This window comes from Trichocoleus sp. AS-A1, from assembly GCF_039962015.1.
GTDB lineage: Bacteria > Cyanobacteriota > Cyanobacteriia > Cyanobacteriales > FACHB-T130 > FACHB-T130.
Genome location: NZ_JAMPKG010000007.1, coordinates 156,147 through 181,704, shown reverse-complemented (window position 1 = coordinate 181,704; position 25,558 = coordinate 156,147). Strand labels below are relative to the sequence as shown.

The 25,558-nt window shown below is 46.0% G+C and carries 19 protein-coding genes; 3 read left to right on the top strand and 16 right to left on the bottom strand.

Annotated features, from left to right (window positions below):
* Positions 1–135: 135 nt before the first annotated feature.
* The 9 genes from NC994_RS07870 to murF all read right to left on the bottom strand — a co-directional run bounded on the left by NC994_RS07870 (position 136) and on the right by murF (position 16,040).
* Positions 136–1,347 carry a DUF3747 domain-containing protein gene (locus NC994_RS07870; RefSeq protein ID WP_190432551.1) on the bottom strand — a complete coding sequence of 404 codons (1,212 nt, stop codon included), beginning with the start codon at positions 1,345–1,347 and terminating at the stop codon, positions 136–138.
* A gap of 108 nt (positions 1,348–1,455) precedes the next feature.
* Positions 1,456–3,054, bottom strand: coding sequence for a mucoidy inhibitor MuiA family protein (locus NC994_RS07865; protein ID WP_190432549.1), 1,599 nt, complete (start codon positions 3,052–3,054; stop codon positions 1,456–1,458).
* A gap of 368 nt (positions 3,055–3,422) precedes the next feature.
* Positions 3,423–3,992: a DUF6193 family natural product biosynthesis protein gene (locus NC994_RS07860; protein ID WP_190432547.1), complete on the bottom strand. Its 570-nt coding sequence runs from the start codon at positions 3,990–3,992 to the stop codon at positions 3,423–3,425.
* 57 nt (positions 3,993–4,049) lie between these two features.
* Positions 4,050–6,266, bottom strand: a complete 2,217-nt coding sequence (locus tag NC994_RS07855) for a DUF4139 domain-containing protein (RefSeq protein WP_190432545.1) — start codon at positions 6,264–6,266, stop codon at positions 4,050–4,052.
* Between the two features lie 122 nt (positions 6,267–6,388).
* Complete coding sequence (locus tag NC994_RS07850; protein ID WP_190432544.1) at positions 6,389–8,647, bottom strand: PAS domain S-box protein; 2,259 nt, start codon at positions 8,645–8,647, stop codon at positions 6,389–6,391.
* A gap of 237 nt (positions 8,648–8,884) precedes the next feature.
* Positions 8,885–12,472 carry a PAS domain S-box protein gene (locus NC994_RS07845; protein ID WP_190432543.1) on the bottom strand — a complete coding sequence of 1,196 codons (3,588 nt, stop codon included), beginning with the start codon at positions 12,470–12,472 and terminating at the stop codon, positions 8,885–8,887.
* A 78-nt stretch (positions 12,473–12,550) separates the two neighbouring features.
* Positions 12,551–13,555: a BMP family protein gene (locus tag NC994_RS07840; protein WP_190411589.1), complete on the bottom strand. Its 1,005-nt coding sequence runs from the start codon at positions 13,553–13,555 to the stop codon at positions 12,551–12,553.
* Positions 13,556–14,038: 483 nt separating this feature from the next.
* The gene (locus tag NC994_RS07835; protein WP_190432541.1) at positions 14,039–14,614 is read right to left on the bottom strand and encodes a 3'-5' exonuclease; all 576 of its coding nucleotides are present in this window, start codon (positions 14,612–14,614) and stop codon (positions 14,039–14,041) included.
* 73 nt (positions 14,615–14,687) lie between these two features.
* Entirely contained in the window at positions 14,688–16,040 is a 1,353-nt protein-coding gene (gene murF / locus NC994_RS07830) for a UDP-N-acetylmuramoyl-tripeptide--D-alanyl-D-alanine ligase (protein ID WP_190432538.1), read from the bottom strand.
* A 423-nt stretch (positions 16,041–16,463) separates the two neighbouring features.
* Here murF and NC994_RS07825 point away from each other — a divergent pair, with 423 nt between their 5' ends.
* The 3 genes from NC994_RS07825 (at position 16,464) to rpsU (ending at position 19,360) form a co-directional block, all read left to right on the top strand.
* Complete coding sequence (locus NC994_RS07825) at positions 16,464–17,744, top strand: hypothetical protein (protein ID WP_190429145.1); 1,281 nt, start codon at positions 16,464–16,466, stop codon at positions 17,742–17,744.
* A 499-nt stretch (positions 17,745–18,243) separates the two neighbouring features.
* On the top strand, positions 18,244–18,564 hold the full coding sequence (locus NC994_RS07820) for an RNA-binding protein (protein WP_190411592.1): 321 nt from the start codon (positions 18,244–18,246) through the stop codon (positions 18,562–18,564).
* 613 nt (positions 18,565–19,177) lie between these two features.
* Positions 19,178–19,360, top strand: coding sequence for a 30S ribosomal protein S21 (rpsU, locus tag NC994_RS07815; RefSeq protein WP_190411722.1), 183 nt, complete (start codon positions 19,178–19,180; stop codon positions 19,358–19,360).
* Positions 19,361–19,401: 41 nt separating this feature from the next.
* Here rpsU and pth read toward each other — a convergent pair whose 3' ends face one another.
* The 7 genes from pth to ispE all read right to left on the bottom strand — a co-directional run bounded on the left by pth (position 19,402) and on the right by ispE (position 25,449).
* A complete protein-coding gene (pth, locus tag NC994_RS07810) occupies positions 19,402–20,049 on the bottom strand; it encodes an aminoacyl-tRNA hydrolase (RefSeq protein ID WP_190411593.1) in 648 nt (215 codons plus the stop codon).
* An 83-nt stretch (positions 20,050–20,132) separates the two neighbouring features.
* Positions 20,133–20,720 carry a protoporphyrinogen oxidase HemJ gene (gene hemJ / locus NC994_RS07805; RefSeq protein ID WP_190432535.1) on the bottom strand — a complete coding sequence of 196 codons (588 nt, stop codon included), beginning with the start codon at positions 20,718–20,720 and terminating at the stop codon, positions 20,133–20,135.
* Between the two features lie 68 nt (positions 20,721–20,788).
* Positions 20,789–21,013 carry a DUF2811 domain-containing protein gene (locus NC994_RS07800; protein ID WP_190411595.1) on the bottom strand — a complete coding sequence of 75 codons (225 nt, stop codon included), beginning with the start codon at positions 21,011–21,013 and terminating at the stop codon, positions 20,789–20,791.
* Between the two features lie 529 nt (positions 21,014–21,542).
* Positions 21,543–23,210, bottom strand: a complete 1,668-nt coding sequence (locus tag NC994_RS07795) for an HD family phosphohydrolase (RefSeq protein WP_190432533.1) — start codon at positions 23,208–23,210, stop codon at positions 21,543–21,545.
* A 628-nt stretch (positions 23,211–23,838) separates the two neighbouring features.
* Complete coding sequence (locus NC994_RS07790) at positions 23,839–24,015, bottom strand: hypothetical protein (protein WP_190432525.1); 177 nt, start codon at positions 24,013–24,015, stop codon at positions 23,839–23,841.
* A gap of 98 nt (positions 24,016–24,113) precedes the next feature.
* Positions 24,114–24,449 (bottom strand): DUF3082 domain-containing protein, encoded by a 336-nt coding sequence (locus NC994_RS07785; RefSeq protein ID WP_190411597.1) that lies wholly within the window; start codon positions 24,447–24,449, stop codon positions 24,114–24,116.
* 52 nt (positions 24,450–24,501) lie between these two features.
* Positions 24,502–25,449, bottom strand: a complete 948-nt coding sequence (gene ispE / locus NC994_RS07780) for a 4-(cytidine 5'-diphospho)-2-C-methyl-D-erythritol kinase (protein ID WP_190432523.1) — start codon at positions 25,447–25,449, stop codon at positions 24,502–24,504.
* Between the last annotated feature and the right edge of the window lie 109 nt (positions 25,450–25,558).

Sequence of the window (25,558 nt, the reverse complement as noted above, 5' to 3'; positions counted from 1 at the left end):
CTCACCGGATGTCTAGTAATCGGTCAGGGTTAAGCGAAAGGATTCATTAATCGTAGAGACAAGGGTTTATCGCGTCTAGAACAAACTATCAAAATTGTCTTGAGAGTCTATTTAGACGCGAAAGAACGATGAGGATTACTCAGTTTTGACGCAGTTGAGCATCCGCAGAGTGGCGGCGGCAGCATAGTTGCGGCGAGTCGGAGAGTTTGGCTCAAACTTGCTGCCGACTTCATTGACTGGGGAGGCGACATTGCAATAAGAAGACATTTGACTAATCAGCGGGGCAGCCCAGTGTTTCTCGGTGTCTGAGAAGGTTTTCGCTGAGTTTTTGGTCGCTAATTCTGGGGCAAGTCCACGCATATTTTTACCAAATTCCGCAGCACGTCGCAGCACTGCCATCAATTCAGCTCTCGTGACGGGTTGAGTGGGTTTGAAGGTGCCGTCTTGGTAGCCACTGACAATATTGTTATCCCGCGCCCATTTAATTTTAGCGGCGCTCCAGCGCGAAGCATCGACATCAGGATAGGGTCGAGATGCAGCTTGAGTTGGGATCGTGACATTGGCTCCGGGTAGCTTGGTTAAAGATTCCAACACCATAGACACGAGCTGCTCTCTGGTTAAGGCGACTTGAGGGCGGAAGGTGTTGTCTTCTTTAAAGCCTGCGACGAACCCTAGCGCAACGGCTTGTTCAATTTCTTTGGCATAAACATCTGAGCCGATATCTCCGAAGGTGGAACTTCCGGGAGGCGTTCCGATATCGCCAGGGTCGATTCCCGGCGCGGCTTGGTCGCTGGCAAGATAGACGTGACCGAGGGTTTTCCCGTTGTAGGTTCTTTTGGCAAACCGCCAAGCCGGATCGAGATTGATTTTCATAAAACCATCGCTGAGTCCGTTGGTTCTGCCAATTTCAATCGTTGGGACAGTGCGATCGCTAAAGTTCGTGCCGACGAGGACGAGTTCTCCGTCGCGCTTCACTAAGTTGAAGCTGTACTTCAGTCCCAAATCCGTCCCCGCCATGCGGATAGAATAGCCGTTGCTGTCGGTACTGCGTCCACAAATTCCGGTGAAGTCAAAGTTAAGTAGCAGCGGATCGATTGCCACCGGGCGATCGCCACTTTCACTCCAACACGCCCGTTTATCTGATACCTGTTCCAGAATCAGCAGTTGATGACTATTCGTGCCGTAAGGAGCAGCTACGGCGATAAATTTACCTTGTTCAACTTCTTTTTGAGCAAAAACGGCGGCTTGGCTGGGGTTGACCGCATTGAGAGTGGAGAGGACGACGGTGGCTAGGGCGGCAATTGACCGTCCCAATAGACGCTTGGAGGAGCTTGAAGGCAAAGACATGGTGAGGAGGTTATGGAGCTGGGTAGATTTCTTTTCTTTAGTTATGTGATACTATTGAAAACCCAAAAGTTCCCCCCTCATAGCGCCTAAATTCATGGGAGCAAAGCCCTAGATGCCTTGTACTTCCGGTGCGGCTGAAACTTGGTAGACCAAGGATGCCTGGAGTTGAGAGTAAGGTTCGAGGGTAAAATTCCAGGTGCAAAAGCCGTTTTCATCCGGTTGCACGCGATTTGTGGTTTTGTCGGAGATTACCTCTACTTTCACTTGCTCTAGCTCCGAAATTGGCACCCGCTCGGTAGTTTTAATCGCTCTCGGTTCTGCACCAATATTGGAAAGGAACAATGTTGTTGTAGTTGTGACACTGTTCCATTTAGTCAAGTGATCCTGTTTTCTTTTTTGGGTTTGGGTGCGCTGTACGCGCATTGCATTATCCGCTCCCCATCCCAACGCGAATTTCTCTCCAGGTGAAATAAATAAAACTGAGGTGCGACCGATAAAGCCAGAAGTCCGCACTAAATCTACGGGTCCGGCTAGAATCGGGAATTTAGAAGTGTTTGTCTGTTCGCTCTTAAGGATGACTTGACAGGATAATTCTGGCATCAAGACATACTCTACAGAGGCGGGAGAGTCGAAGGAGAAGATGGCAACGCGGTAAGGGCGACCATCGGAGGGAATCGTTGCTTTCGTCTGGCTGCGTAGGTTTCGGACTTCGCCGCCGTCATCAACGCCGGGTAAATCAACTGTGGCGGGAGTGGTGTCGGTTCCGAGTCCGGCTGTCTGAACTTGTTGATCTCTCGCTTGAATAACAATCTGCTGAGATTTTTCTTGAACATTTAAAGGGTCATCTGTCAGCAGGGGTGGTTCAGTTCCTAAGGATGCGCGGGCGGTAGAAAAGACTAAATCTACGTCTTTCCAATCTTCTCCCGTGCGTTGCCAGACACAGCCATCGAAGCGGAAAGAGAGCGTCGGTTTTTCGTCGAGGAGAAGGCGTGCTTGGTACCAAGGTCGCCACATGGCACCGGGAACCACATAGTCGAAAGCGATCGCATACTCTCCCGCTTGGGGAATCATTAAGTCGGCTTCGATGTTGGCAACATAGACCATATCGGGACGCGATAAGGCTTCTGCTTTGGCAATTAAGTCGTGAATTTGCTGGTGTAGTTGTTCTTGAGTGTGATAGCTGCTTAAGATTTCCGATCGGAAATCTCGCAATTGTTTAAATAAAGTAGAAATTTGCTCTCGCCAGGATTTAGGGTCAATTTGTCCCCAAATCGCATCCACGGGGAGTTCCTGCAAACCTTTAGCAAGGATGGTGTTTACTCGCTCGAAGCACGATTCGAGGTGCTGGCGGTCTTCGCTGATATTGTTGAAGGAGTTAAGTAGCGATCGCAGTTCTGCTTGTAGAGACGCGAAATTTTGCATCTCTACATTGGCTAGTCGATCTGTTTCCTTAACCAACATCTGGCGGCGAACGCGAACATCGTCAATTCGTGCCTCTGGATATTCCTCACAAAACTCTGCCCGAAGAGATTTATCTGAAAGAACTGGGGCAACTTTCTGGACTTGAATTCTCCACAGTCCTTGGGTTAAATTAATTTTGCCAATTCGTCGCACCTGTGCCCTATCTTCTAAGAGTGTTACTACACAAACAGGTGCATCGAGCGTTAATTCTTGAATGACTTCTGGCGACTTTTGAATTGCTTGCATAATTTATCACTTCCTCATATCAAATTTATTTAAATCGTCATTGTTTGGAACCTCACCCCTATCCCCTCTCCGTTAACGGAGAGGGGAACCGGAGCCGCAGGCGATCGCGGGAAGAGTTTCTTGGAGAAGGCTGGGTAATCAACCGATTTGATATCATTTACCCTTGAATCATCATGATGTTTCTTGGAGAAGGCTGGGTAATCAACCGATTTGATATCATTTACCCTTGAATCATCATGATTTGGAACCTCACCCCTAACCCCTCTCCGTTAACGGAGAGGGGAACCAGAGCCATCGGCGATGGTGGGGAGAGGTTCTTCGCAAATGCTGAATAATCAACCGGATTTAATATCATTTAGCTTTTGCATTTAAGTATAAAGATTAGAATATTTACGCGGCAAATTTTCAACTATCAAGCTAATTGCTGTTGGTGCATCATTAACGATTGCAATAATCTGTTGATAATTACTAGGAGCCAATACTTCATACTGCCCCTTTCCGGTGGGTACAGCAGCAGGGCAATCGTACCAAAACGGCGGTTCCGTATATCTGCTGAAACCTAGACAATAATGACTGGTATACGGATAAAGTTGACCCAGCACTGAGTGTCTTCTAGCAGTTTGAATAAGATGAACTAAATCGTACACAGAACGGTGAGACTCAACCATGCGGATTCGGATGATAGGGGGCATTTGATTGTTTTCCCAAGTTTGCTCTGTGTATTGCCACCGCTGCTCGTGTTTTTGCAAAATTTCTTGCCACCGCTGTTCGAGTTCTTGCCATTTATTTTCAACATACTCATTCGTTGATATTTTTGTGGAAATAGGATTGGTTGATGCTTGAGAAGGCTTGCTGCTAGCACTAACGCTCAGTAGCAAGAGGCTGCAAACGGTGGCTGAGCCATACACAATAAACTCCCGCCGATTGTATTTTTCCACGGTACAACTTACTCTCTTTAGGCTATATATTTAGTAAGCCCAAATCTTCAATTAAAATTACGACTCCCGCCGATTTCCCCCAATCAATTCGCTGTCTACAAAAGTTTTAATGATGTAATCAACTGATAGGGTAGTTTTCTCTTTTGCGGGGACTTCGACTTGCCAGCGATAGCCGCCTTTGATGGGTGAGTTACGTTCTTGTTGTTCGTATTTTTCCCAAGGTGGCGAGACGCGATCGCAATGGATATCTACTTTTGCTCCTTCTTGGGGAATGGGGAGTCTTTCTCGTACTTCAATCTTGGCAATTCTTGGTAGATAGTTGTTAATATCGATTTTAATTTTGTGGCGCAGTTCGTTGAAAGAGACGATGGTTTCGCCAGAACGAACTTCTTCATAAACGGTGTTTCGAGCAACTTTGATGGCTTGTTCCACTCCTAGCCCTAATTCCATCTGTGCTTTTGGTGGAACTGTGGCAATATTTGTAGATAAGATGTATTCGCCATCGACGTAGACATCCGCAGGGCCAGCGAGTAGCGGTGCTTGTAGGGGGTTGCGGAGTTGGGCAATTCTGAAGACGTTAGTATCTTCGCGGGGAACGACGATGTAGCGCAAATCTACGTCTGTACTGTTGCTAGTTAGGGCGACAGAGTGAAATTGCCCGTCTGAGGGGACATCAATTCGTCCATCAGCGCTATAGGCATAGTCGAAGGAACCTGCAACGTCTCGCACATGGATACCACCGGGAGGAAGCATCATCCAGAGGCATTTTTGGGCGTTATCAAAAGCCTGTTGCACTACCTGCATGACATTAAACGTAACCGTAACTTTCTGACGTTGAAGGATTTCTAAATATATTTCCTGCTGTTGTTCTATCGACAATTTACCGCGCTTTGCTCGGTCATCTGCTGCGCCCATTCGCATGAGACCGTATGCCAGTAAATCGGTTACAGAATTCTCATCTGTAGTATCCTCCAGGTTCTGCCTCCTTCGACGCTGGAGAAATTCTGGTGCTGCTGGTGGGGCAGCTGCCGCCCGTTTCAGTGCTTTGTGAGCCGCTAGTCGGTCTCCTAGGGAAGGGGATTCTACTTGCGGTGCCAGTGATTCCTCTATATAGTCTGCACAAGGCGCTGCTGCTGGCATAGCCATCCCATAACTAGCGTACATTTCAGAGCGATCCTGCGCCGTCAGATCGGGTAAGGGTGGAACTGAAGGAGCGTTGTCTAAGAAATTCGCGATCGCGCTTGGTGACGACACAGCGGCTAAAGCTGTCGGTCTCTGGCTATCGTAGTCCTCAAAAAGAATCTCTGCACCGATTGGGGGACGACGCCAGCCTGATTTTCTCATCGCTGGTTGCACTCGTCCTAGCCGCAGCGAGGGCAATTCCGGTAGCGCACACCAACCCATCGGTTCGGCTGTAGAAAGTTCCAATCTTACCCCTGACCAATCTTCACCTGTGCGCTGACAAATCAACGCCCTGACGGCAATGCTGGCACTAGATTCCGCACTATTTAGACGGCAAACATAGGTCGGTGTCCAACGCGCACCGGGGACGAAATATTCGATAACTAAGCGTGAAAAACCTAATTCCCCCTTTTCTACAAGTGGAGGGGAATTCTGCCCTTCTCCTGGTAGAAGAGAGGTAGGGGGAGTAAACTCTTCGTAACTCAAACGGACAATAACCGTCTTGCGAAGCTCATTAGGTCTAGCATTTCTGGCGGTGGAAGCGATCGCCTGCTTTTGTTGCAAATCGGCAAGAGATTCCTGCGCTAGACGCAATTTTTCCAAATTTTCCCGCTTTTCCTGGATTCGGGCGCGGATTTGTTCGTCGCTGAAGTTTGCCAAAGCAAGTCTAGCGTTCATTGGCGAAGGCGGCGGTGCTGTCCCAGGTTGAGCGTTGGGGCGATCGGGTACTTTTAGATTACTGAGGACGCCAATTTCTTTTTCGATGAGGGCGATCGCGTCCTGAATGCGTTGTACCTCAGCCGTCGCTGCACGCAGTTCCTCCTCCGGGGGTGGGTTCTGTGTCTCTTGCGGCGGGGGAACGGCTAAACCAATGCGAACATCTGAGGCAATCGGGGACGGGTTTTGCGTCTCTACAGATTCAACCCTCACTCGGACACTGCTATCATCTAGCGCCAGAGGCAATTCCGGTATCTCAACGTGTTCGGGCAGTTCCCCAACGTTCAGATGTAACTCAGCAATCCGAGTCACGGTGGCACCGGCAGCGTAGACTTTAACTGTGTCAATCCGAGAAGCCAGTTCTTGCATTGCCATGATGTTTGCGCTGAGTTACTGCCTATAGATCCAGTAAGGCACAGGGGAAGAAGCGATCGCAAGTAACTCTATGAAAAATTTAAAAATAAAAGATAGACTTTAAACTTTTTAATTTCGCAGTTTTAACTTTCCGCTGTTGCCAAAGGGAAGGTAAACCAGAAAGTAGAGCCGCGATTCGGGCGACTTGTCACTCCAATTTCTCCGCCGTGAGCGGTAATAATTTGCCGACAGAGATACAATTTTAACCCGATGTTAGTCGAGCAGCGAGCTTGAGGATCGCGGACAAAGAGATTGAATAAGCGATCGCACTCAAGCTGACTCATTCCTCTACCATTATCCTCTATGGTAAAGCGAATCATCTGCTTATCAACTTTAGCTTTTAGAGTCAATTTCAATCCAGGTGGATTTTGTTTTAAAGCATAGGTGAATAGGTTTTCAAAAACCCGCTGACTCTGATACGGATCGACCATGACTAACGGTAAATTTGCCGCCATCATATTTTTGATAGTTGCTTGATTTTCCGCCAGCATGGGTTGCAAGTCTCGGAGAATCGCCGGAACCAATGTATTTAATTGAACTAACTCTCGCTGAAGAACAATCCCTCTATTTTCGTTAGTATTGGTTTCGATTAATGACTGAATCATGCTCAGTTGGCGTTCGTTGCCTTGGATCATTCGCTCTACAAGAGAGCGAGAAATGGTCACTTTTTCTTCTGGCGATCCGAGCAGATTATTTAACACCATGATAGTGCCCTGAACCGAGGTGCGGAGATCGTGAGAAACTGTATGTAAAACAACGTCTTTAATCCGGTTCAGCTCTTGCAGTTCTTGCATTTTCTGCTGTAGCTGAGCGGTACGTTCTTCTACTTGGCGTTCTAGATTAGCATTTAGCGTTTGTACTTGTTGGAAGAGAGAAGATTGCTGAATTGCGATCGCTACCTGTACTCCCAGTTGATCGAGCAAGTCAATTTCATACTGCTGCCACTCCCGTGGTGCAGAGCATTGATTGGCAATTAAGATGCCATACAGTTTGTCTCCTAGCATGATTGGGACACCAATGCCAGCTTTGACTTGATATCGATTGTGGTATTCAGCGATAAATGCAGATTTTTCTACTTTTGTTGTATCGTTGACAACTCGGATGCGATCGAGTTCAAATATTTGTTGAACTTCTTTGTAAGCAACGTTCTCCGTAACCCAACCTAAAATTGACGGAAAATTAGGATCTACTGACTCTGCAACGGTTGTACCTTGCCCCTTTTCATCAAAGTAACTAATAAACACGCGATCCGCGTGCAAAAACTGCCTAACTTCTTCAACTGTGGTGTTGAGAATTTCATTCAAATCGAGCGATCGCCTAATCCGCAAGGCAATCTCGTAGAGCAAGCGATCGCGTTCTGCGGTGGCGCGAGCCAAAGCTTCAGCAGCTTTGCTCTCAGTAATATCGCTCCTTACAGAAACTAAGCATGATTCGCCATTAATGTTGACAATTTCTGCTGAAAATAAATAGATTCCCACCTCGCCAGACTTCTTGCGAAACTCAAATTCCTGGTTGTGAATCGCTCCCTGTTCCCGCAACATCTGTTGCATCCTAATGCGATCTTCTGGATTCACCCAGGCATTGATTTCAAGTGAGGTACGACCAATAATTTCTTCTTTTTTATAATTACTAAGGCGGAGATAGCTATCATTGACATCAATATAACGCCCCTCATTGAGGGTTGTAATACTCACAGCATTAGGGCTATAACGAAACGCCATAGAAAATTTTTCTTCCGAAAGCAAGAGTGCCTCTTCGCGAGTCTTGCGCTCGGTAATATCTATCAGTAAACCATTCCAATAAATGTCATTATTTCCTTGCAAAATAGGTCGAGCCGCAGTTTGCATCCACTTGAGGTTGCCCGATTTGGTAATCACACGACCTTCCCATATCCAAGGTTGAAGATTCGCTGCCGAAATAACTAATGATTGTTCATAAGCTTCCCGATCGTCTGGATGGATCAGGTTCCATAGCAGAGGTGGGTCTGTATAAGCTGAATAAGATGCTAATTCTAAGAATTCTTGGCAACCGGAATGGGCAAATAGTAACCAGCGAGAATCATCACAATTGAGAAGCTGAAAAATAATTCCCAGCTTATTTGCTGCCACTTTTTCAAGTGTTGAGTCACTTTGTGCCAGGGAAATTTCTGCGGGTAAAAGATTTTCCCAGGAATGGGTGACAGTTGGGAACTGAAAATCTGAATCGACTTGTGTTTGAGTTTGGCTGACTATTTCTTCAACACTTTCTTCCTCCAAATTCAGGAGCAGCTTTAACTGTTCAAAAGCTGCTTCATCTCGACAGCAAGCCCGTAAAGCTTGTAAATAATTTAAATCAGAAACCATGTCCTTCCTAGATATGGGATGACACTGAAAAACTGATTGATGAGCAGCACGTGATTGAGTTCTCTGAGCCAAGAATTTCTTTTTCAACATTGCACTCACCCTTCATTTTCAGTATTATTCAGTCTTATTCCAAGTTACAATAAGCACTGGCGATCGCCTTCGTGCAGGTGACTCACCCGATTGGGTGATTTTTAGCGATCGGTCATTAGTCAGTGGTAACGCAATAATGACGATGAACTAACCAGCTTTTTCTGCCTCTGGTGAGGTTGCTAAAGGTAATGTGAACCAGAAAGTTGCTCCAGTTCTGGGGGCGCTAATGGCACCAATTTGTCCCCCATGAGCGGTGATGATTTGCCGACAAAGATATAACCCTAGACCGATGCCAGCAGAACGGGCGCGGTTTCCTCGAACATAACGATCGAAAAGACGATCGCACGCTTCTGGAGTCATCCCGATCCCGTTATCAGCAACGGTGCAATGAATCATCTCTTCTTCTATGGTGGCTTCCAAGGTGATGCGAAGTCCGGGTGGGTTATGGTTCAGAGCATTAGTCAGCAGATTTTCAAAAACTCGTCTTAGCTGCAATGGATCGGCTGTCACGCCCGGTAAATCGTCGGGAACTCGATTTATCAGCGACGCTTGATGTTTTGATAGCAGCGGTTCTAAGTCTTCTGCGATCGCTTGAATCAATGTACTCAGTTCTACAAACTCATATTGGAGGACAACGCCGCGAACTTCGCTGGAATGCGCTTCGAGGAGGGAGTTGATTAAACCCAGTTGGCGATCGCTACTCTGGATCATCCGCTCTAAAATTGAGCGAGGAATGGGAATCGTGTCTCCTGGCTTATTCAACAAGTTATTCACTACCAAGGACATTCCCATAATCGGCGTGCGAAGATCGTGAGAAACTGCATGAAGAAACTCATCTTTGAGTTCGTTCAGCTCTTTGAGTTCCTCCATTTTTTGAATAAGTTGGGCAGTGCGCGTCTCAACTTGACGTTCCAAACTAGCATTGAGATCCTGTACTTGTTGATAGAGTTTTGCTTGCTGAATGGCGATCGTCACTTGAGTTGACAGCGATGAAAGCAAATCAATTTCCAATTGTTTCCAGTCACGCGGGGTTGTACATTGATCGACCATCAAGATTCCCCACGGCTCGTCGTTCAGAAGAATCGGTACAGCCAGATAAGCTTTGATGTGATAATTGGAAAAATCTTGAGAAATGGCTGAAGAAAGCTCTATTTGAGAAGTATCTTTGACAACGTGGATAGTTTTATTCTCAAACATCGCTCTGATTTGTTGCATATGTTCTTCATCTGTGGGACTCCATCCCAAAACAGGTCGCCAAGGGGGAGCGACCGATTCCGCAACCACCTCAAAATTGCTATAAATACGACTGATAAAAACCCGATCTGCTAACAGAAAATTTCGGACTTCTATCACAGTAGTATCTAGAATTTGCTGAATATCGAGTGATTGTCGAATCCGGAGTGCCATCGCGCCCGACAAGCGATCGCGCTCCGCCGAGAGTAACAGCGCCTCTTCTGCACGCTGGCGCTCGGTAATATCAATTCCTAACCCAAAGAAAAAGTCAAGTTCCCCATTTTCTTTCGCAACAGACTTTCCGTGCCATTCTACTAGCAGTTTTTCGCCTTGTTTGGTAAGAACGTAGTTGTGCCTTTGAGGCAGTTGCTGTAGTTGGATGACATGCTCAAAGACTTCAGAAACGATTGCGCGATCGCTTTGGGGAATAAAAGTTGAAAGATAATCAGTTCCTAAAACCTCCTCAAAGGTATAACCCAGAGCGTGAAGCATTGCGTCATTCATCATCCTGACGGTGCCATCCGGATTGATAGCCACAAAAAAAGCTGGAGAAGTTTGGACAATCGTGGTGTTAAAGTCTCTTTCTTGGCGTAGTTTCTCCTCTGCTTGCTTCCAATCGGTAATGTCTTGCGTCATCACCATTGCCGCAAAAATTTCTCCGCCCTCATTTTTGACGGGAAGTGCGTGCAAAAGATAGATCCGGGAAGCAGCGCGATCGCTATCAGACGAATTATTGTAAGGAACTTCAATAACAGTGGCTTTTCCTGCCAGCGCTGCCCGATAAGTCGGCTCTAACAATTCACAAGTTTCACGAGGTAATGTCTCCCAAAGCATCTTTCCTTCTAACAACTCTTTAGAAAGACCAATCGCAGCTAATCCTGCACCTTCAGCAATCGTGTAACGGAGGTCTTGATCGAATAAGAAAACTGCGCCGTTCGGAAAGTTTCTTGCAAGCGTGCGATATAATTCCTCACTTCGCGTCAGAGCCTCTTCCGCTCGTTTTCGTTCGGTGATATCTATCCCAATACTGATAATGTAATTAACTGAGCTATCGGCATCGACGAGAACCGTATTCGACCAAGCAATCGGTCTTCGGCTTCCATCTTTCGTTACCCAGTAGTTTTCATAAGTCTTAGGAAATTCCCCTGATTGAAGAGCTTTAAAGATAGTTTTGACGGGTTCCAATTCTTCCGTAATTATAAATAAATCCCAGAAATACTTGTCCTTGACTTCTTCAAATGAATATTGAGTTGTTTTCTCGCAAGCTCGATTAAAACGGATAATTCGTCCTTGGCAATCGAGAACTACCACTAAAGCCCCAGCCGTATCAAGGATTGCAGAAACAAAATTTCGCTCCTTCCTCAAATCCTTAATTAGTCCCCGTAATTGAGACGTCATTTCATTAAAAGTGGTCGCTAATACCCCCAATTCATTGCCTTGTCTAACTGTGACTTCCGTATCTAGATTTCCCCCACTAATTTGGGCTGCGGCTTTTGTTAAACGCTGCAAAGGTAATACAATTTGTCGGGAGAAGAACCAACCCAGCTCAATTGCCACTAGCATCGCCACGCTCAATGCTATCCCCATCACCAAAAGCATTTTTCGCACCGGAGCGTAGGCTTCAACGGTGGGTAGTTCTACCACCACCTTCCAGCGCCCAGTCCGGATGGTAGAAATGGCTCCCACAACCTCAACACCTCGCAAACCTTGATAAGTAGTCAGCCGTTTTGCACCATTTAATTTAGTTAATTTTTGGATGAATGGGTAGTGTGAGAGGTCTTTCAGATTAAAACTTTCAGGAGATTTTCCTTTTTCGGCAATTAAATAATTGCGATTATCGATCGCATAAGCATAACCCGTCTTACCTACTTTGGTGTGAGAGAGAACATTCCAGAGAAACTTTAAATTGATCCAAGCCATTAAAACGCCATTAATTTCATCTTGTTGATTGCGAATGGGCACAGCTAAGATGACCGTCTGCAAGTGAGTCTTAGGGTCAATTCTAACGGGGCTGACAAAATCTTCCTGTTGTCTAAAAGCTTGTAAAAATGATGTAGAAGCTTCTTCTTGATAGAAAATTGCTTTACCATAAGGCGAAGAGGAAGAAACAATATTACCCTTATCATTAAAAATTGCCACTGTTTCATAAGCACTATTGTGGCGGGTTAACGCTTCCAGAAATCTATCTTGAATCTCAGGCGAAAGATCGGTCAATCCTTGCACTCTCGCTAAATAGCTTAGTTTCCGCTGCAAGTCATCCAAGTAAGCATTGATTTCCCCAGCAGCCGCATGACTACGCTCTTGTTGGGCAATTTCTACTTGTTGCAATTGAGCTTGAAAGCTTAGATAGATTAAAATTCCAGAAGTGAGCAATAGTGTTGAAACGACTAGCAAGACCAGGCCGTATCTCAGCTGATTTGCAATTGAAGAAAGCCAAGATAAAGGTAAATTTATACCTGTATTAGCTTGATGCGAAGCACTGTTGCGATTTCTTTTGTTCATCGTGCCTCCTAGCTCAGAAAGTTGCACCCGCTGATTCGCAATTGTTTAAAACTCTTAGAGAAGCGATGTAAATTGCCTCTAGGGTGAAACATCTATTTTGCCAGTGACGATCTCTTGCTTAACAGAAGCGACGAAAGCTTCTTGCTCTGGAGTTAACGAGCCATAAAAAGGAGCTAAATCTTGGACTTCCTCTAGCAGCCCAAACTTATATTGCTTGCCTTCCCATCGCCCCTGTTGTACCAAGGTTGCTCCCTCCAGCATTAACATAGGCACCTGCTGGATAACGCTGGTAACAATCGTCTTTGGAGCCAGTTTGTGCTGATTTTCAATCTCATTGGTGGCATGTCTCCAGCTGATAACGTAAACACCCTTACTTTGGGCAGCTACTTTAATAACACCTATATTGGCTCTATCGGCATCAACGACTAAAACGTCAGTTCCCGCTGCTACTTGCTCTTGGGCAATTTTTCTAGCTTTGTCCGCATCTGACCAACTGTTAAGCCACTTGATAGAAACTGTACTGTCCAGTTTCGTTGCCCGGACACCCCGTTTAAATAAGATAGCCTCTTCTTCCATCACTGGATATGCTTGACCGCCAATAAAGGCAACTTTTTTAGTTTTGGTTTTGAGTCCGGCAACGACCCCAGTTAGATAACCCACTTCCCCACTCCGAAACGCCAAAGCACCCACGTTTTTATTGTTACCGGCATAACTGCTCATGAGGGCAAATTTAGTGCGGGGAAAATCTTTGGCAACTGTTTCGGCGGCGTCGCGATATTCATCACCATGACTGATGAGGAAATCAAAACTTTTTTGGGCATATTGACGAAAAAGTTTCTCACCATCAGCTTCAGGAACGCTAGCAGTATAAGCCACCTCAGCCCCAAGTTCTTTTTCAATCAATTTCAGCCCTTCGTAACCTGATTGATTCCAACCTTTGTCATTTATAGGGCCAGGAAAAAGCATTGCTACTTTAAAAGTCCCGGCTTTTCCAGCCTCAGGTGTAGGTGTAATCTTGCTTCCGGTTGCACCGCAGGCCACCAGAAACAAAGTTAAAACTAGGCAAATAGTTTTCTTGCTCATGGATAGTGGGTAGTGGGTTATGGGTGGTGGGTAGTTGGTAAGGATGACCACTTATTACCTACTACCTCTTGACTAAGGACTCAGGACTCCTAAGACACTAAAAGAATTTTGCTTCTAGATTCTATCTACTTTTATTTAATTGGTCTAGCTGGGGTCAGCAGGAAATATCCTCTCTAGAAAGCGTTCATTATATTTGCGATTTTTTTTAATTGATAAATATAAAACAAATTATTTTATGGGGAACAAGATGAGTATTATTGCAGCTATTGATAATATTTCCCCACAGGTTGTTGCCCCAATTTTATTTTAAGCTAACTTATACTAATACTATTTAACTTTTGTGATGCTAAACTTCAGATACTTCCAAGCTAAGCTCAAAGAAGTGCAACTCGCTATCAGCCTCTGCTGAACCTAAGAGAATCGATGGAAGTAATGTGGGTGTTGGTGTTTCAGCGGGCATAACGAATGGGTGAGTTTAAGTTTTCAACTTGCACCTAGTGTTACATTTATTCTTTTTTGTAATATTAATATCGATAAAATACCGGCTATATTCCAAGCATCATCTCCTCCTCTATGGTGAGTTCCTTCAAGGGGAAGATTCAGTAATTCTAATGCCATATCCATGCCAATTTCATTTGGCATGGCATGAATAATCCCAAAAAGAGTTTTGATATTTATATGTCGGGTTCCGAAAGGATAACTGATATGGCGAGATTGGCATTGTTTTTCAAATTGTCGTCGGTCGTAGTCGCCGTAGCTTGCCCAAACTCTATCTTTTGATAAATATTTTTTCTTTAAAATTGAACAGGCTGATTCAAAAGAAATTCCTAGATTAACTTGTGCTTGAGTTAATGTGGTTAGATTGGTGCAAAATTGACTAACTTGGGAACGTTCGGGTTTCACGAGGATACTTTCTTTTTCCAAGCGCTCTCCCGTAGCGATATCAATTGGACAAATCCCAATTTCGATGATTTCGTTTTCTTGTCCAGCGGGTGGATTTCCTTGCCAGCAAGTTGATTCAATATCAACCACAAGGATTTGGTCTAATTTCTTAGCCATTTTGGGGTGACTTCTTGTTTGGTGTGGACACCCCGTAGAGGTGCCTCTACGGGGTATTGGGAATTTGAAATAATTAGTCAGTTAATTCGGTGCGAAGTTGATTGACAACTCGGCTTAAGGCTACTGAATGGGAGGCTTTGAAAAGGATGCGATCGCCTTCTTGCACCATTTCTTTCAAACGCTCTACCACAGCCTGATGCGTCGAAAAGCACTCAGCAGGTAAAGGGGCAGCACCCAGAGCGATCGCTTCGGCTTCTTTGTCATCTACCAGCACCAGCAAAGCGTCTAGATTCAACCGCCGCGCCGCTTCTCCAACTGCAAAGTGGAATTGGGGCGATCGCTCTCCCAATTCCTTCATCGTCCCCAGAACCGCAATATGCCTTTTTCCTGGCGTTTGTGCCAACAATTGCAGTGCCGCCAGCATTGACTCTAGCCCAGCATTGTAGGTTTCATCCAAAATGGCAACATCGTTGGGCAAATCGTAGCGCTGCGCCCTCCCAGATGGGAGATTTACCGACAAACCGGCGGTTAACAATTTCCAGTCAACCTGGAGAACTTTAGCTACTGCCAAGGCTGCCAGAAAATTAGATGCATTATGACGCCCCGGTAGCGGTAACGGCAGATGCACCCCTTCGACGCACAATGTCTCGTTATCAATCAATTCCCCGCGTAAATCTCCCCCTTCCAAGCCGTAGGTAATGGTTTGCCCTTGCCAAACTGTTGCCGCAGTTTCCATTAACAAGCGGTTGTCGTGATTCAGAACAGCGATGCTATTGGAAGGCATTTCCGCGAGTAATTCGCATTTCGCTTGGGCGATCGCTTCCTCCGAACCCAACCGCCCGATATGCGCGGTTCCCACATTCGTAATTACCGCTACAGAAGGTTGTGCAATTTGTGTTAATAGGGCAATTTCACCCCTAGCACGCATTGCCATTTCAATAACAGCATAGTTATGCATTGGTGAAAGTTCTAATAGTGTTTTGGGAACACCAATTTCGTTGTTGTAGTTAGCCTGAGTTTTAAGAATGTCGCCCTTTGTTGACAAAACTGCTGCAATTAATTCTTTGGTAGTGGTTTTACCTACCGAGCCGGTTATACCGATTACAGGGATATCGAACTGCAAGCGCCACCAATGAGCGATCGTCTGATATGCTTTCAAGGTGTCTTCTAGGCACAAATGCGGAATAGATCCCGACAATGGGTGGTCAGTAATGGCTGCGATCGCTCCTTTTTCTAGAGCAGTTTCCACAAACTCATGCCCATCAAACTTGTCTCCCCGTAGTGCCACAAAAATTTCCCCCGGCTTCAGGCTACGGGTGTCAGTTGTAATTCCTGCAACATATCCTGCTAATTCGGCGTCAGATAGATTGATTGATTTCGCCCCTATGATTTGGGCTATTTGAGAGAGGAGGACGTGACAAGGCATGAGGCTTATGTTCAAACTTCAAGAAGATTCATCCTTATCATGCACTACGCAAAGCGTTAGAACAAAAGATGCATTTTGAGCAGTGATTTCTATCACATAATCCGCTATCTTGTCCCACTACTTTAGAGGTAGATGCGCGAAGTGAATAATTGATGCTCTGCGGCATCCGTATTTCTACTTCATCGAAACTTCACAATTTTGCCGCATATTTGCGGAACCATTTGAAGAATCAACCAAGATATGCTCTATTTGGGGTAATCTTTCTCCGATTATAGGAGTATAGAAAATAGCCCCCTTATCAGGGTGATATTTAGGGTGCATCGATTCAAGCGTCTACTACACGACAGTTGCAATAGAAATAAACCGAATCAACCGAACTGATATAAACTCAGCCCTAGCGTGCGTACGTAGGGGGGCATTGAAGTGACAACCTGGACAGACTGTTATCACCGACACACTAGCACTGAAGAGCAGCAGCTTTACGATCATTTGCTTTACTGGGTTCAACATGAATCACCCAGTCGGATGATCGAGCGATTTCGCCAGCTGTTCATGGATGGCGTGGGGTATTCAGAGCCAAAAATCTGGATGGCGCTGGAGAGAATTACGACTTCTAAGCAGGCTGAGCAGGAATTCCGGTTTATCCTTAATCGGTGCTGCCATATTCTGATCAATCGCTGGCAGATGCACCCCAATCTCCAAGCGTCCATCCCGGATTTGGTAGAAATATTCCAGACGCCTCCGGTCATGGGAACGGTTCGCTCTCGCGGAGCCAGACGTTTGCGGGAACTGGTAAGGATTTTCAACCAGACGGAGCAATATCTGACCCTGCGACGGCTAGCCCAGGTGATGAGTCAAGCCGCAGAGGCAACTGGCAATGACTCTAAGCCTTTGGGAAGCTTAATTCGCCGGTATCCCTACCTATATGAACATTGCCTATTGAGTGAAGACAGCTCTTACGAGCATCAGCAAACAGTTCGGCAAATTCAATCCCGAATTCAGCGGGGATTTGAAGTCGATTTGTCTCAGTACGTAACTTACCAAGTACGGCGTGCCCAAGTGTCGCGTCAGACTTGCCCCAGTCAACGCGAACGAATTATCCAGCCGGTGACGAATCCAACGTTATTGAGCGATCGCGAACTGGGTGTTGCTCTCAAACAATTTTACGGCAAAGTAGAAGGCTCCCACACCTACCGAGATTTATCACAGCGCTTCCTCACCCACACCAGCCAAACACCTTCCTACAGAGCTTTTAAATGGGATTTATACGAATATCTGACCGCTTCCATTGACCCAGAATTTGGTAAACGTCAGTTTAACGAGCGCTTGTATGCCCAGCTAAAAAACACTCTCCCGAATAGCGATTCCCAAAGACCTAGCGAATTCTTGATTGTCCGAACTTGTAGTCAATTGTTGAACTTTTTAGTGGTAGAAAGTCCGCAGCGACCGAATCACTATGTCTTCGTCGATCTGATTACGAATTTGGGGGCGACATTCACAACCGGCTTGCTTTTGAAAATAGTGCTGCTGTGCCGCAAGGTCAAGCCCTACTTGGAAAAGCGATTTTCAATTCTTTTTAACCACTACGAGTCTTATGCCAGAGATGGTGTGCCGTGGTTAATCAAATCTCTGGAAAATCTGAATGTAGCTTTAAGCCTACACTTTGGGGATGCTGATGTTTCCTGCTTGAGCCAAATATTATGAGCTAAATATTATCAGGAATTGCCGCTGCTTGCCCCAACGAAGGCAAGAGGCATTATTTTTTACTTTTCTAGTTTTTCCAATTACCACTACATTTCATCTGTCTATTGCCCCGAATTCAGCAGGGGTTCAGGAAAGCTGATGTGTAGCCTCACAAAAGTGAAATGGTAACAGTTAGCTCAAATACAATCCCTAACCCCCTAAGCCTCCTTCCCTTAGTGGAGGAATTGAGGGGGTTCGCGGGGGCGCAAGGAGGGTAGACAGACGAAGAAATCCGACTTCTGCTGCTGGTGAAAAACAGTTTTCCCCTGATTTGGTACGCCTGCTTAATGAAAAGTTAGGAACGGTTAGATTCGGAAAATAAATTTTATGCTAGAATCTTGCTCGTGAATCAGAATCGGATGTAAGCTTTGTTACTCGCGCAGCAAGTTTATCTCTACTGTGTGGGCAAATAGCTCTCCGAAACTGGAGCTTGAAAATATTGAATGGTGGAGATATTTCCGTGTCGATATATGTAGGAAACCTATCCTACGAAGTTACGCAAGACGATCTCACATCTGTCTTTACAGAGTACGGAACCGTTAAACGAGTTCAGCTGCCTACAGATCGAGAAACGGGGCGGATGCGTGGCTTTGGATTTGTAGAAATGGGAACGGATGCTGAAGAGGAAGCTGCAATTGAAGCCCTCGATGGAGCAGAGTGGATGGGTCGCACCCTGAAAGTAAATAAAGCCAAACCCCGTGAAGATAGGGGTGGGAGTCGCAGTCCAGGAAGCAGGAGCGGTCAAGGAGGAGGAGGAAATTTCTCTTCCCGGCGCTATTGAGCTAGTGGCTTAATCATGTCAACTTGAGATTGGAATAACAGCAAAGATCGATTGCCTGTAATTCTCTGCTTGATTTCGGTTAGGGACTAGCAGTGTTAGTTGGTCAAAATTGAGTAAAAATGCGCCCAGCATCTTACGACTACACCAGACCAGGTTAGTCGTAAGATGCTGGGTGGCGCATGGTACAATCAATGCTTAGGGTAGCTTAAGTGTGCTGCTCGCCCGTCGTTTGGCTGGAGTCATCTCAGGTACTCAGAGCGACTGAATAAGGTAGGGCTGCTCCTGGAAGTTCGAGACTGAGTACGTTGGTAGGCTAATCGCACTCGTCGGGAAAAACAATAAGCAAAAAGCTTTGTACAGAAGCGATATTGGGTCTGTACAACTCCAGTACGCAAAGGGTCTGGAGGTGAGTAGGGCACTAGAGACTCGGCAGCCAAGTCTTTACCCGAAACACACCGAAAACGGCAGTAGGGACATGGTCATAACCCTTGCCCCTGCTCCAATCGCAGGAGGAATGAACGAAAGCTGCGATCGCTCAAGCGAAGCCATCGATCGTGGATTAAGTTCACACCCGAAAAGCAACTTAATCACCTATACAGAGGAATCATCAAGAATGACCCAAGTGGTTTTAGGCGAAAATGAGGGAATAGAATCAGCTTTGCGCCGCTTCAAACGGCAAGTATCCAAGGCTGGAATCTTAGCAGATTTTAGATATCGGCGGCATTTTGAAACTCCCATAGAAAAGCGCAAGCGCAAGGCAACTGCTGCCCGCCGCAAAAAAAGACGTTTTGGGTAACAAAAGTGAGTTGCCCTGGCGTGCTACCACTACAGCATCAGCTAGGGCGCTTCTTTAGATTCTTTATTTGCCATAACACTACGGCTATTGTAAAGACTCATAGATTTCTCAACTCCTTGTTTGAGGCTCAACTCCACCGCCTCAACCACGAGTTGCATGACATCAGACAAAGCTTTACTTTCATCAGGGGAAAACCGACCCAAGACGTGGGAAACCGTGTCCTGTTCTACTTTGGTTTTGCCGATGCCAATCCGCAATCGAGGGAAATTTTGAGTACCGAGATGAGCGATCGCAGACTTCATCCCATTATGTCCCCCAGCCGAACCAGAAAGACGCAAGCGAATCTTTCCCAGCGGCAAATCCATATCGTCATAAATTACTAGGACAGACTCTGGCGGCAATTTATACCAATCCGTCACCGCGCGAATTGCCTGTCCGGAGAGATTCATATAGGTAAGGGGTTTGAGTAACCGCACCTTGTCTCCGTGTAATCCGCGTCCCTCCCCAAACTCCCCCTGGAACTTGCGATTTTCACTCTTGGAAATTTGCCAGGAACGCGCTAAGGCATCAATCACTTCAAACCCGATATTGTGTCGCGTCTTCTCGTACTTGGGTTCTGGATTCCCCAGACCAACGATTAGCTGGGGAATCACTAGAGTAGAGGTTGCCTTTCCGTTGTCAGTGGTCATTTTTTGATTGTCCATTATCAATTGTCGATGATTAGTAACCACTAACCTGGGTCAAGCGAATTAAGAAGCGATCGCTAACTTCGTCAGATTACTTGTTGAGCCTCTTCTTGGGGAACAGAAGCCATGAGTTTTTCTTGATCTCGCTTGCGCTTTTTCGCATAAAGCTGAATGGTCGCTGCCATCGTCACAATCAGCCCAACAACGAGCCAAGTGGTAATGTCTGTAGGCAGGCTATTCTTAAACACAGCCAACAAAACAATCACCACTAAAAGTAACGTCGGTGCTTCATTCAAAGCGCGTAACTGCTGACTATTCCAGGTGCATCGGTCTTCGGCTAACTGTTTGATGAGACGACCACAGTAATGATGGTAGCCAATCAGAACAGTCACCAGACCGAGTTTGACATGCAACCAACTCTCTCGCAGCACTTCAGTCTCAGTACTTACTAAACCAATTGCCATCGCTACCGTGACAATCATGCCCGGTGTAGTGATGATGTTGTAAAGGCGTTTTTCCATAATCTGATACTGATTCTTCAGAATCGTTTGGGCAGGTTCTGGCTGTTCCGACGCCTCTACGTGATAAATAAATAAACGTACTAGGTAGAACAAGCCTGCAAACCAAACCACAAAGCCGACAATGTGAAAAGCCTTAAACCAGAAATAAGCCATCAATCGTGTCCTCTACAGTCAAACTCTGTAAAATCAACAAGTTTTTGCAAGGGTAGCAGAGCAATTTTTCAAACTGAGTGCTGGAAGAGAGTTTCCAGATAGACCCGTGCTGCTTTGCGATAACTGTGCGAAGCTTCTGGGGTGCTGCCATTACCATTTTGCAGCAAGAACAGCGACAGCGCTGCGGCAAATACCCGGTCTTGATCCCAATCGGGATGAGTTTCCAGGTAATCTTTGAGAGATTCGTGTAGGTCTTCGGGAATTTCTGCCAAGATACTGATATTTGTGTTCATAGAATTCCTTTGCGTTGTCTATGGGTAAGGGCGCAACAGGCCCATGCCCTTACAAGGGTCAGTCTTGCAGTTGCCAATCACACTGACCGTCGCATCATTGTCTGCTGAGAGGGGGTAGGGTTGTCAATGCTGCGAAATATTACAGGCCGGGGTATGTCTAAAAAATATTCACGAGTTAATCAGCTTTGTAGGCGGATTTTTGTTACTTATCTTTACAAAAACTCGGTTGCTCTCGGCTGAGTTACTGTCTTTTAGAAAAATCCCCAATAGAACAGCAAAACCCGATCCGAGTGTTCAACCCTGTGGAAAAGGTCAGAGAACCTGTGGAAAAAGTTGAACGCCTTTGTGGAAAGGCTGGGGAATGGGTGGGGAAAAGTTGGGTGAAAGATAAGAATTGCAAAGTGCTAATCGAAGGACGGCTGATACTCAGTCGAGGGTTGAAATGTTGATACTTTAAAACGTTGGTCGGTTAAAATTTAACGTTTTAATCCGATCCAACATTTCAACCTTAAATGGCTATCCTACGGAATCAGGCGGCTGAAGGAGCTGGAACTGAGAGGGAATGTCCCAAAGCAGCGAAAACTTGGCGTTGCTCAAACAGGGTAACGAGGTCGCTGTTGATTTTGTTTTGGGCGGCTTCTGCTTTGAGGATTTTCAGGGCAGTTTCTACGGGCAAGCGGCGCTTATAGGGGCGATCGCTTGCTGTAAGAGCATCATAAATATCCGCAATTGTCAATATCTGAGACTGAATTGGAATCGCTTCCTGTTTCAAGCCTTGAGGGTAGCCACTCCCATCGAGTTTTTCGTGATGCCCTGCGGCGATCGCGGGAACATCTTTGAGGTGTTTCGTCCAGGGTATCCGGTTGAGAAACTCAAAAGTGTGCGTGACATGCGCTTGGATGATTAAACGCTCTTCGGTTGTCAGGTTGCCTTGGGGCACCATTAGCTGAGCAATCTCTGTCGGTGAGAGGAGAGGCTTGATCTGTCCATCCACATCTTGATAAGTGTAGCCAGACAGCTCTTGGAGGCGTTCTGGAAGCTCTTGGGCGAGAATGTGGGGTTCGTTCGCCTCTAGTAGGAGATGCCAATATTCATTGAGTTGGGCGATCGCATCCTCTAACTGACTATCTAATTGTTGTAGCTGCTGACAGTGGGAACAGACAGTTTCCGAATCTTTATGTTGATGGCTGGGATGCTCCACTAAATACTTAAATTTAGTCTGAGCGCATTCCATTTCCAGCGTTCGCTGCGCCACCGCAAAGCGGTTACGAATCACCTCTATCTGGGATGGGTAGAGTTTTTTCTGCTTCCCCAGAATGGCTTCGGGTGTACTGACTTTGCCAAAGTCATGTAAGAGTGCGGCGTAGCGAATTTCTTGGATTTGGCGTTCGTTAAAATAAATTGACCGCAGCGATCCCGTAGTAATTGTACTGGCTTCTTGCGAGAGACGCACCACTAAGTCGGCAACTCGTTCGGAATGCCCGGATGTTGTGGGATCTCGTGTTTCAATAATTTGGACAGAAGCTCTAACAAAGCCTTCAAATAGATTTTCAATACTTTCTTGCAGCTGATTGCGTTCGATCGAGATCGCCGCCTGAGAAGCAAGCGATCGCACAACGCGCTCTTCCCAAGCAGAATAAGGTTGGGTAACATTCAGCACATTTTCAGGCGTGACAATCGCATCACGATTAACCTTGCGATTAATTAGCTGAAGCACCCCAATAATTTCCCCTTCACCGTCTTGCATGGGTAGCACTAAGACGGAGCGAGTATGGTAAGGAATCGAGCTGTCAAAACTGCGATCCAACTGATAGGGAACTTCCAGGGGTAAATTATAAGCATCCGGCAAATTTAAGCTTTCACCTGTCAGCGCCACATACCCTGCCAGACTTTTCGGAGTCAATGGCATCAAAAACTCTTGAAAGGAATCGCTGCATTGAGAATCATTTTGCGCGACCTTAAACACTAACTTGGGAGTGTCACTACTTCGCTCTACTAAATAAACACTCCCCGCATCACTACAAGTAATTTCCCGACTCTTCGATAAAATCAGATTCAGTAATTCTTTTAAATTATGACTGCTCGAAAGCGCTGTCCCGATTGCCAAAAGTTGCTCAATGAGTTCTGCTGGCTCTTTGATTTCCGGAAGCCACACTTGGTTCTTCGCTGTGATTATCTGGCAAGGGGAGACAGTCATAAGTATGCACCGTTTGATTACACGTAAGCTTGATGGTAGCTGCTTGAATATAGGTTTCTAAAAAAGCAACTCAGGCACCGCAGAGCAGGAATACCGGGTTTATCTTTGCAGCCGGTAATGCTCCTCGCTCAACCAGGAGTATTTTAATCCTAGTTTTTGGAGCGAACCTCTCTATGACTATCATCTGCTATTTCTACGCACCTCTAAACAGAGATTTTAAAGAAAAGATAAAGTTAGCAAGATTTGCGACGAAATCAGAAGCATAGTTTGTCTTGAAAGTTACTGTCGAGTCTGTTGAAAAGGCTAAAAACCGTCTTTTTAGAGTGATTACTTATTTGCATACTTCATCTATTCTTCATAATTCTTCTTGAAAAATTTACACTGGTTGCTGAGTCCTAAATTCTAATTTCCAGGTAATTTGGCGTACCAGTCATCGGCATTTTTACTGATTCTTTTTAATGACTTTCGGGAGATGCGAGCTAAGTTAGCTAGAATCAAGCTCATCTTGCCTTAAAATAGGAGTTTGTGGCGGTGATGGGCAAGAAAGCCGCATCAGAAAAAATTGCCAAGACAAGTCTTTTTGACAGTGCAAAATTGTAATACTCATTACAATTTCCCTAGTAGTTGCTCATCTGATTAGGCATAGCAGTTCTAAATAACTCGGAAAGGTGAGATCCCAGACTTCTCTCCCGAAGTCTGGGATCTGATGGGCTGGCTCACCGCTCAAATCGGATTGCTCTAGTTCGCTAACGGCGCGGAAAATTGGGAAGCTAGCACCTACCATCGGCAAGCTTCCCCGATTCATTCCATTTGTCTCAAGATAAAAATGCCCACCCGACTTTTGGGATGCTAAAGCTCTCGACGGGTATCTCGCTTTGCCCTGAAAGTAATTAGATAAGAATTCTAATTTTGACTGGGTGGAGGCGTCCGATTCGTCAAGCGTTGAAAGGCGATTTGGATCGCTAAGGCAACTAGACCAACAGCCACTAAGGCAAAGATAGAGGTTGCCAGCGTGCTGACGCCCACCACGAGGGTGCGAACAGCGATCGCAATATTGATGGTCGTTACATTATCCGAGTGGATGGGCTTGGCAGCAAAGCTTTGAGCAATTGAATTGGTGAGGAAATAACAACCTGTTGCCATTGCTCCTGCGATCGACGCACCACTCAAACAGCGTAGAGGACTCGTGGGCGTTTGGACTGGGGCTGGTGGGTTATCTGTAGTGTTTGGATTATTCATAGGTTCATTGAGCGATTCGCAATTAGGGATCGGTGATGAATATTTAGCGCAATCAATGGGCAACAACCCGAATCCCAGCGGTGGTAAACGGTGCTACCCACAAATCTAAATTGGGTTCGGGGATTGACTTTCTTACGTGCTGCTGTACTTGTTGTGCTTTGGCTTCTGATTCCGAAAGAGCAAACACGGTTGGCCCCGATCCCGACATCATTGCCCCCAAGACCCCCGCTTCATAGAACGCTTCCCGCAGTCGCAGCACTTGGGGATACTCCGGCAATACGACTTTTTCTAAGTCATTGTGCAGTAATTGACCGATTTTCACCTGATCTTTCTTGAAGATGGCGTTAACCATCGATCCAGAATGTACCCGTTGTCTGCGAGCCTCTAAACTATCAGCGTCAGAAACGTAGGTACTGATATACTTCTGCCGGTAAGTTTGATAAGCCCAGGGTGTAGATACCGCAAGGTTGCGGTATTTGCCCAATACCACCCAGGGATGCTCCAAATTAGGGAGGGGAGAGAGTTGTTCGCCTCGCCCAGTTGCCAGCGCTGTCCCCCCCGCGATGCAAAACGGGACATCTGAGCCAATTTTTGCTGCCAGTTCTTGCAATTCCGACTGAGTGAGTCCTAGATGCCACAGCAAATCGATTCCCATTAAAACAGCAGCAGCATTGCTAGATCCCCCTGCTAACCCTGCCCCCACGGGGATTCGTTTGTTGATGTTAATCTCGACACCGCCGTACTGGGCAAAAGCTTGGGGAAATTCTGCCGCCATCAATTCTGCTGCGCGGTAGGCAAGGTTGGTTTTGTCTGACGGTACTAGGGGATGATCGCAGTGAACTTGGATGGATTCAGTGCTAAGCGATCGCAAATCAATTTGGTCGGTCAGACCAACACTTTGCAGCACCATCGCCAGTTCGTGATAACCATCCGGGCGATCGCTGATAATTTCCAGATACAGATTAATTTTGGCTGGGGAAATCAGGGTATAGGAACGCATTAGGGTTTTGTAGATATATGCCCACAGGCTCTCATACTGGGGCTACATAAACCAAGTTTGACGAGAGCAGGCTTAGTCAAACAAGCGATCTTTTCAGTCCGCGCACCAT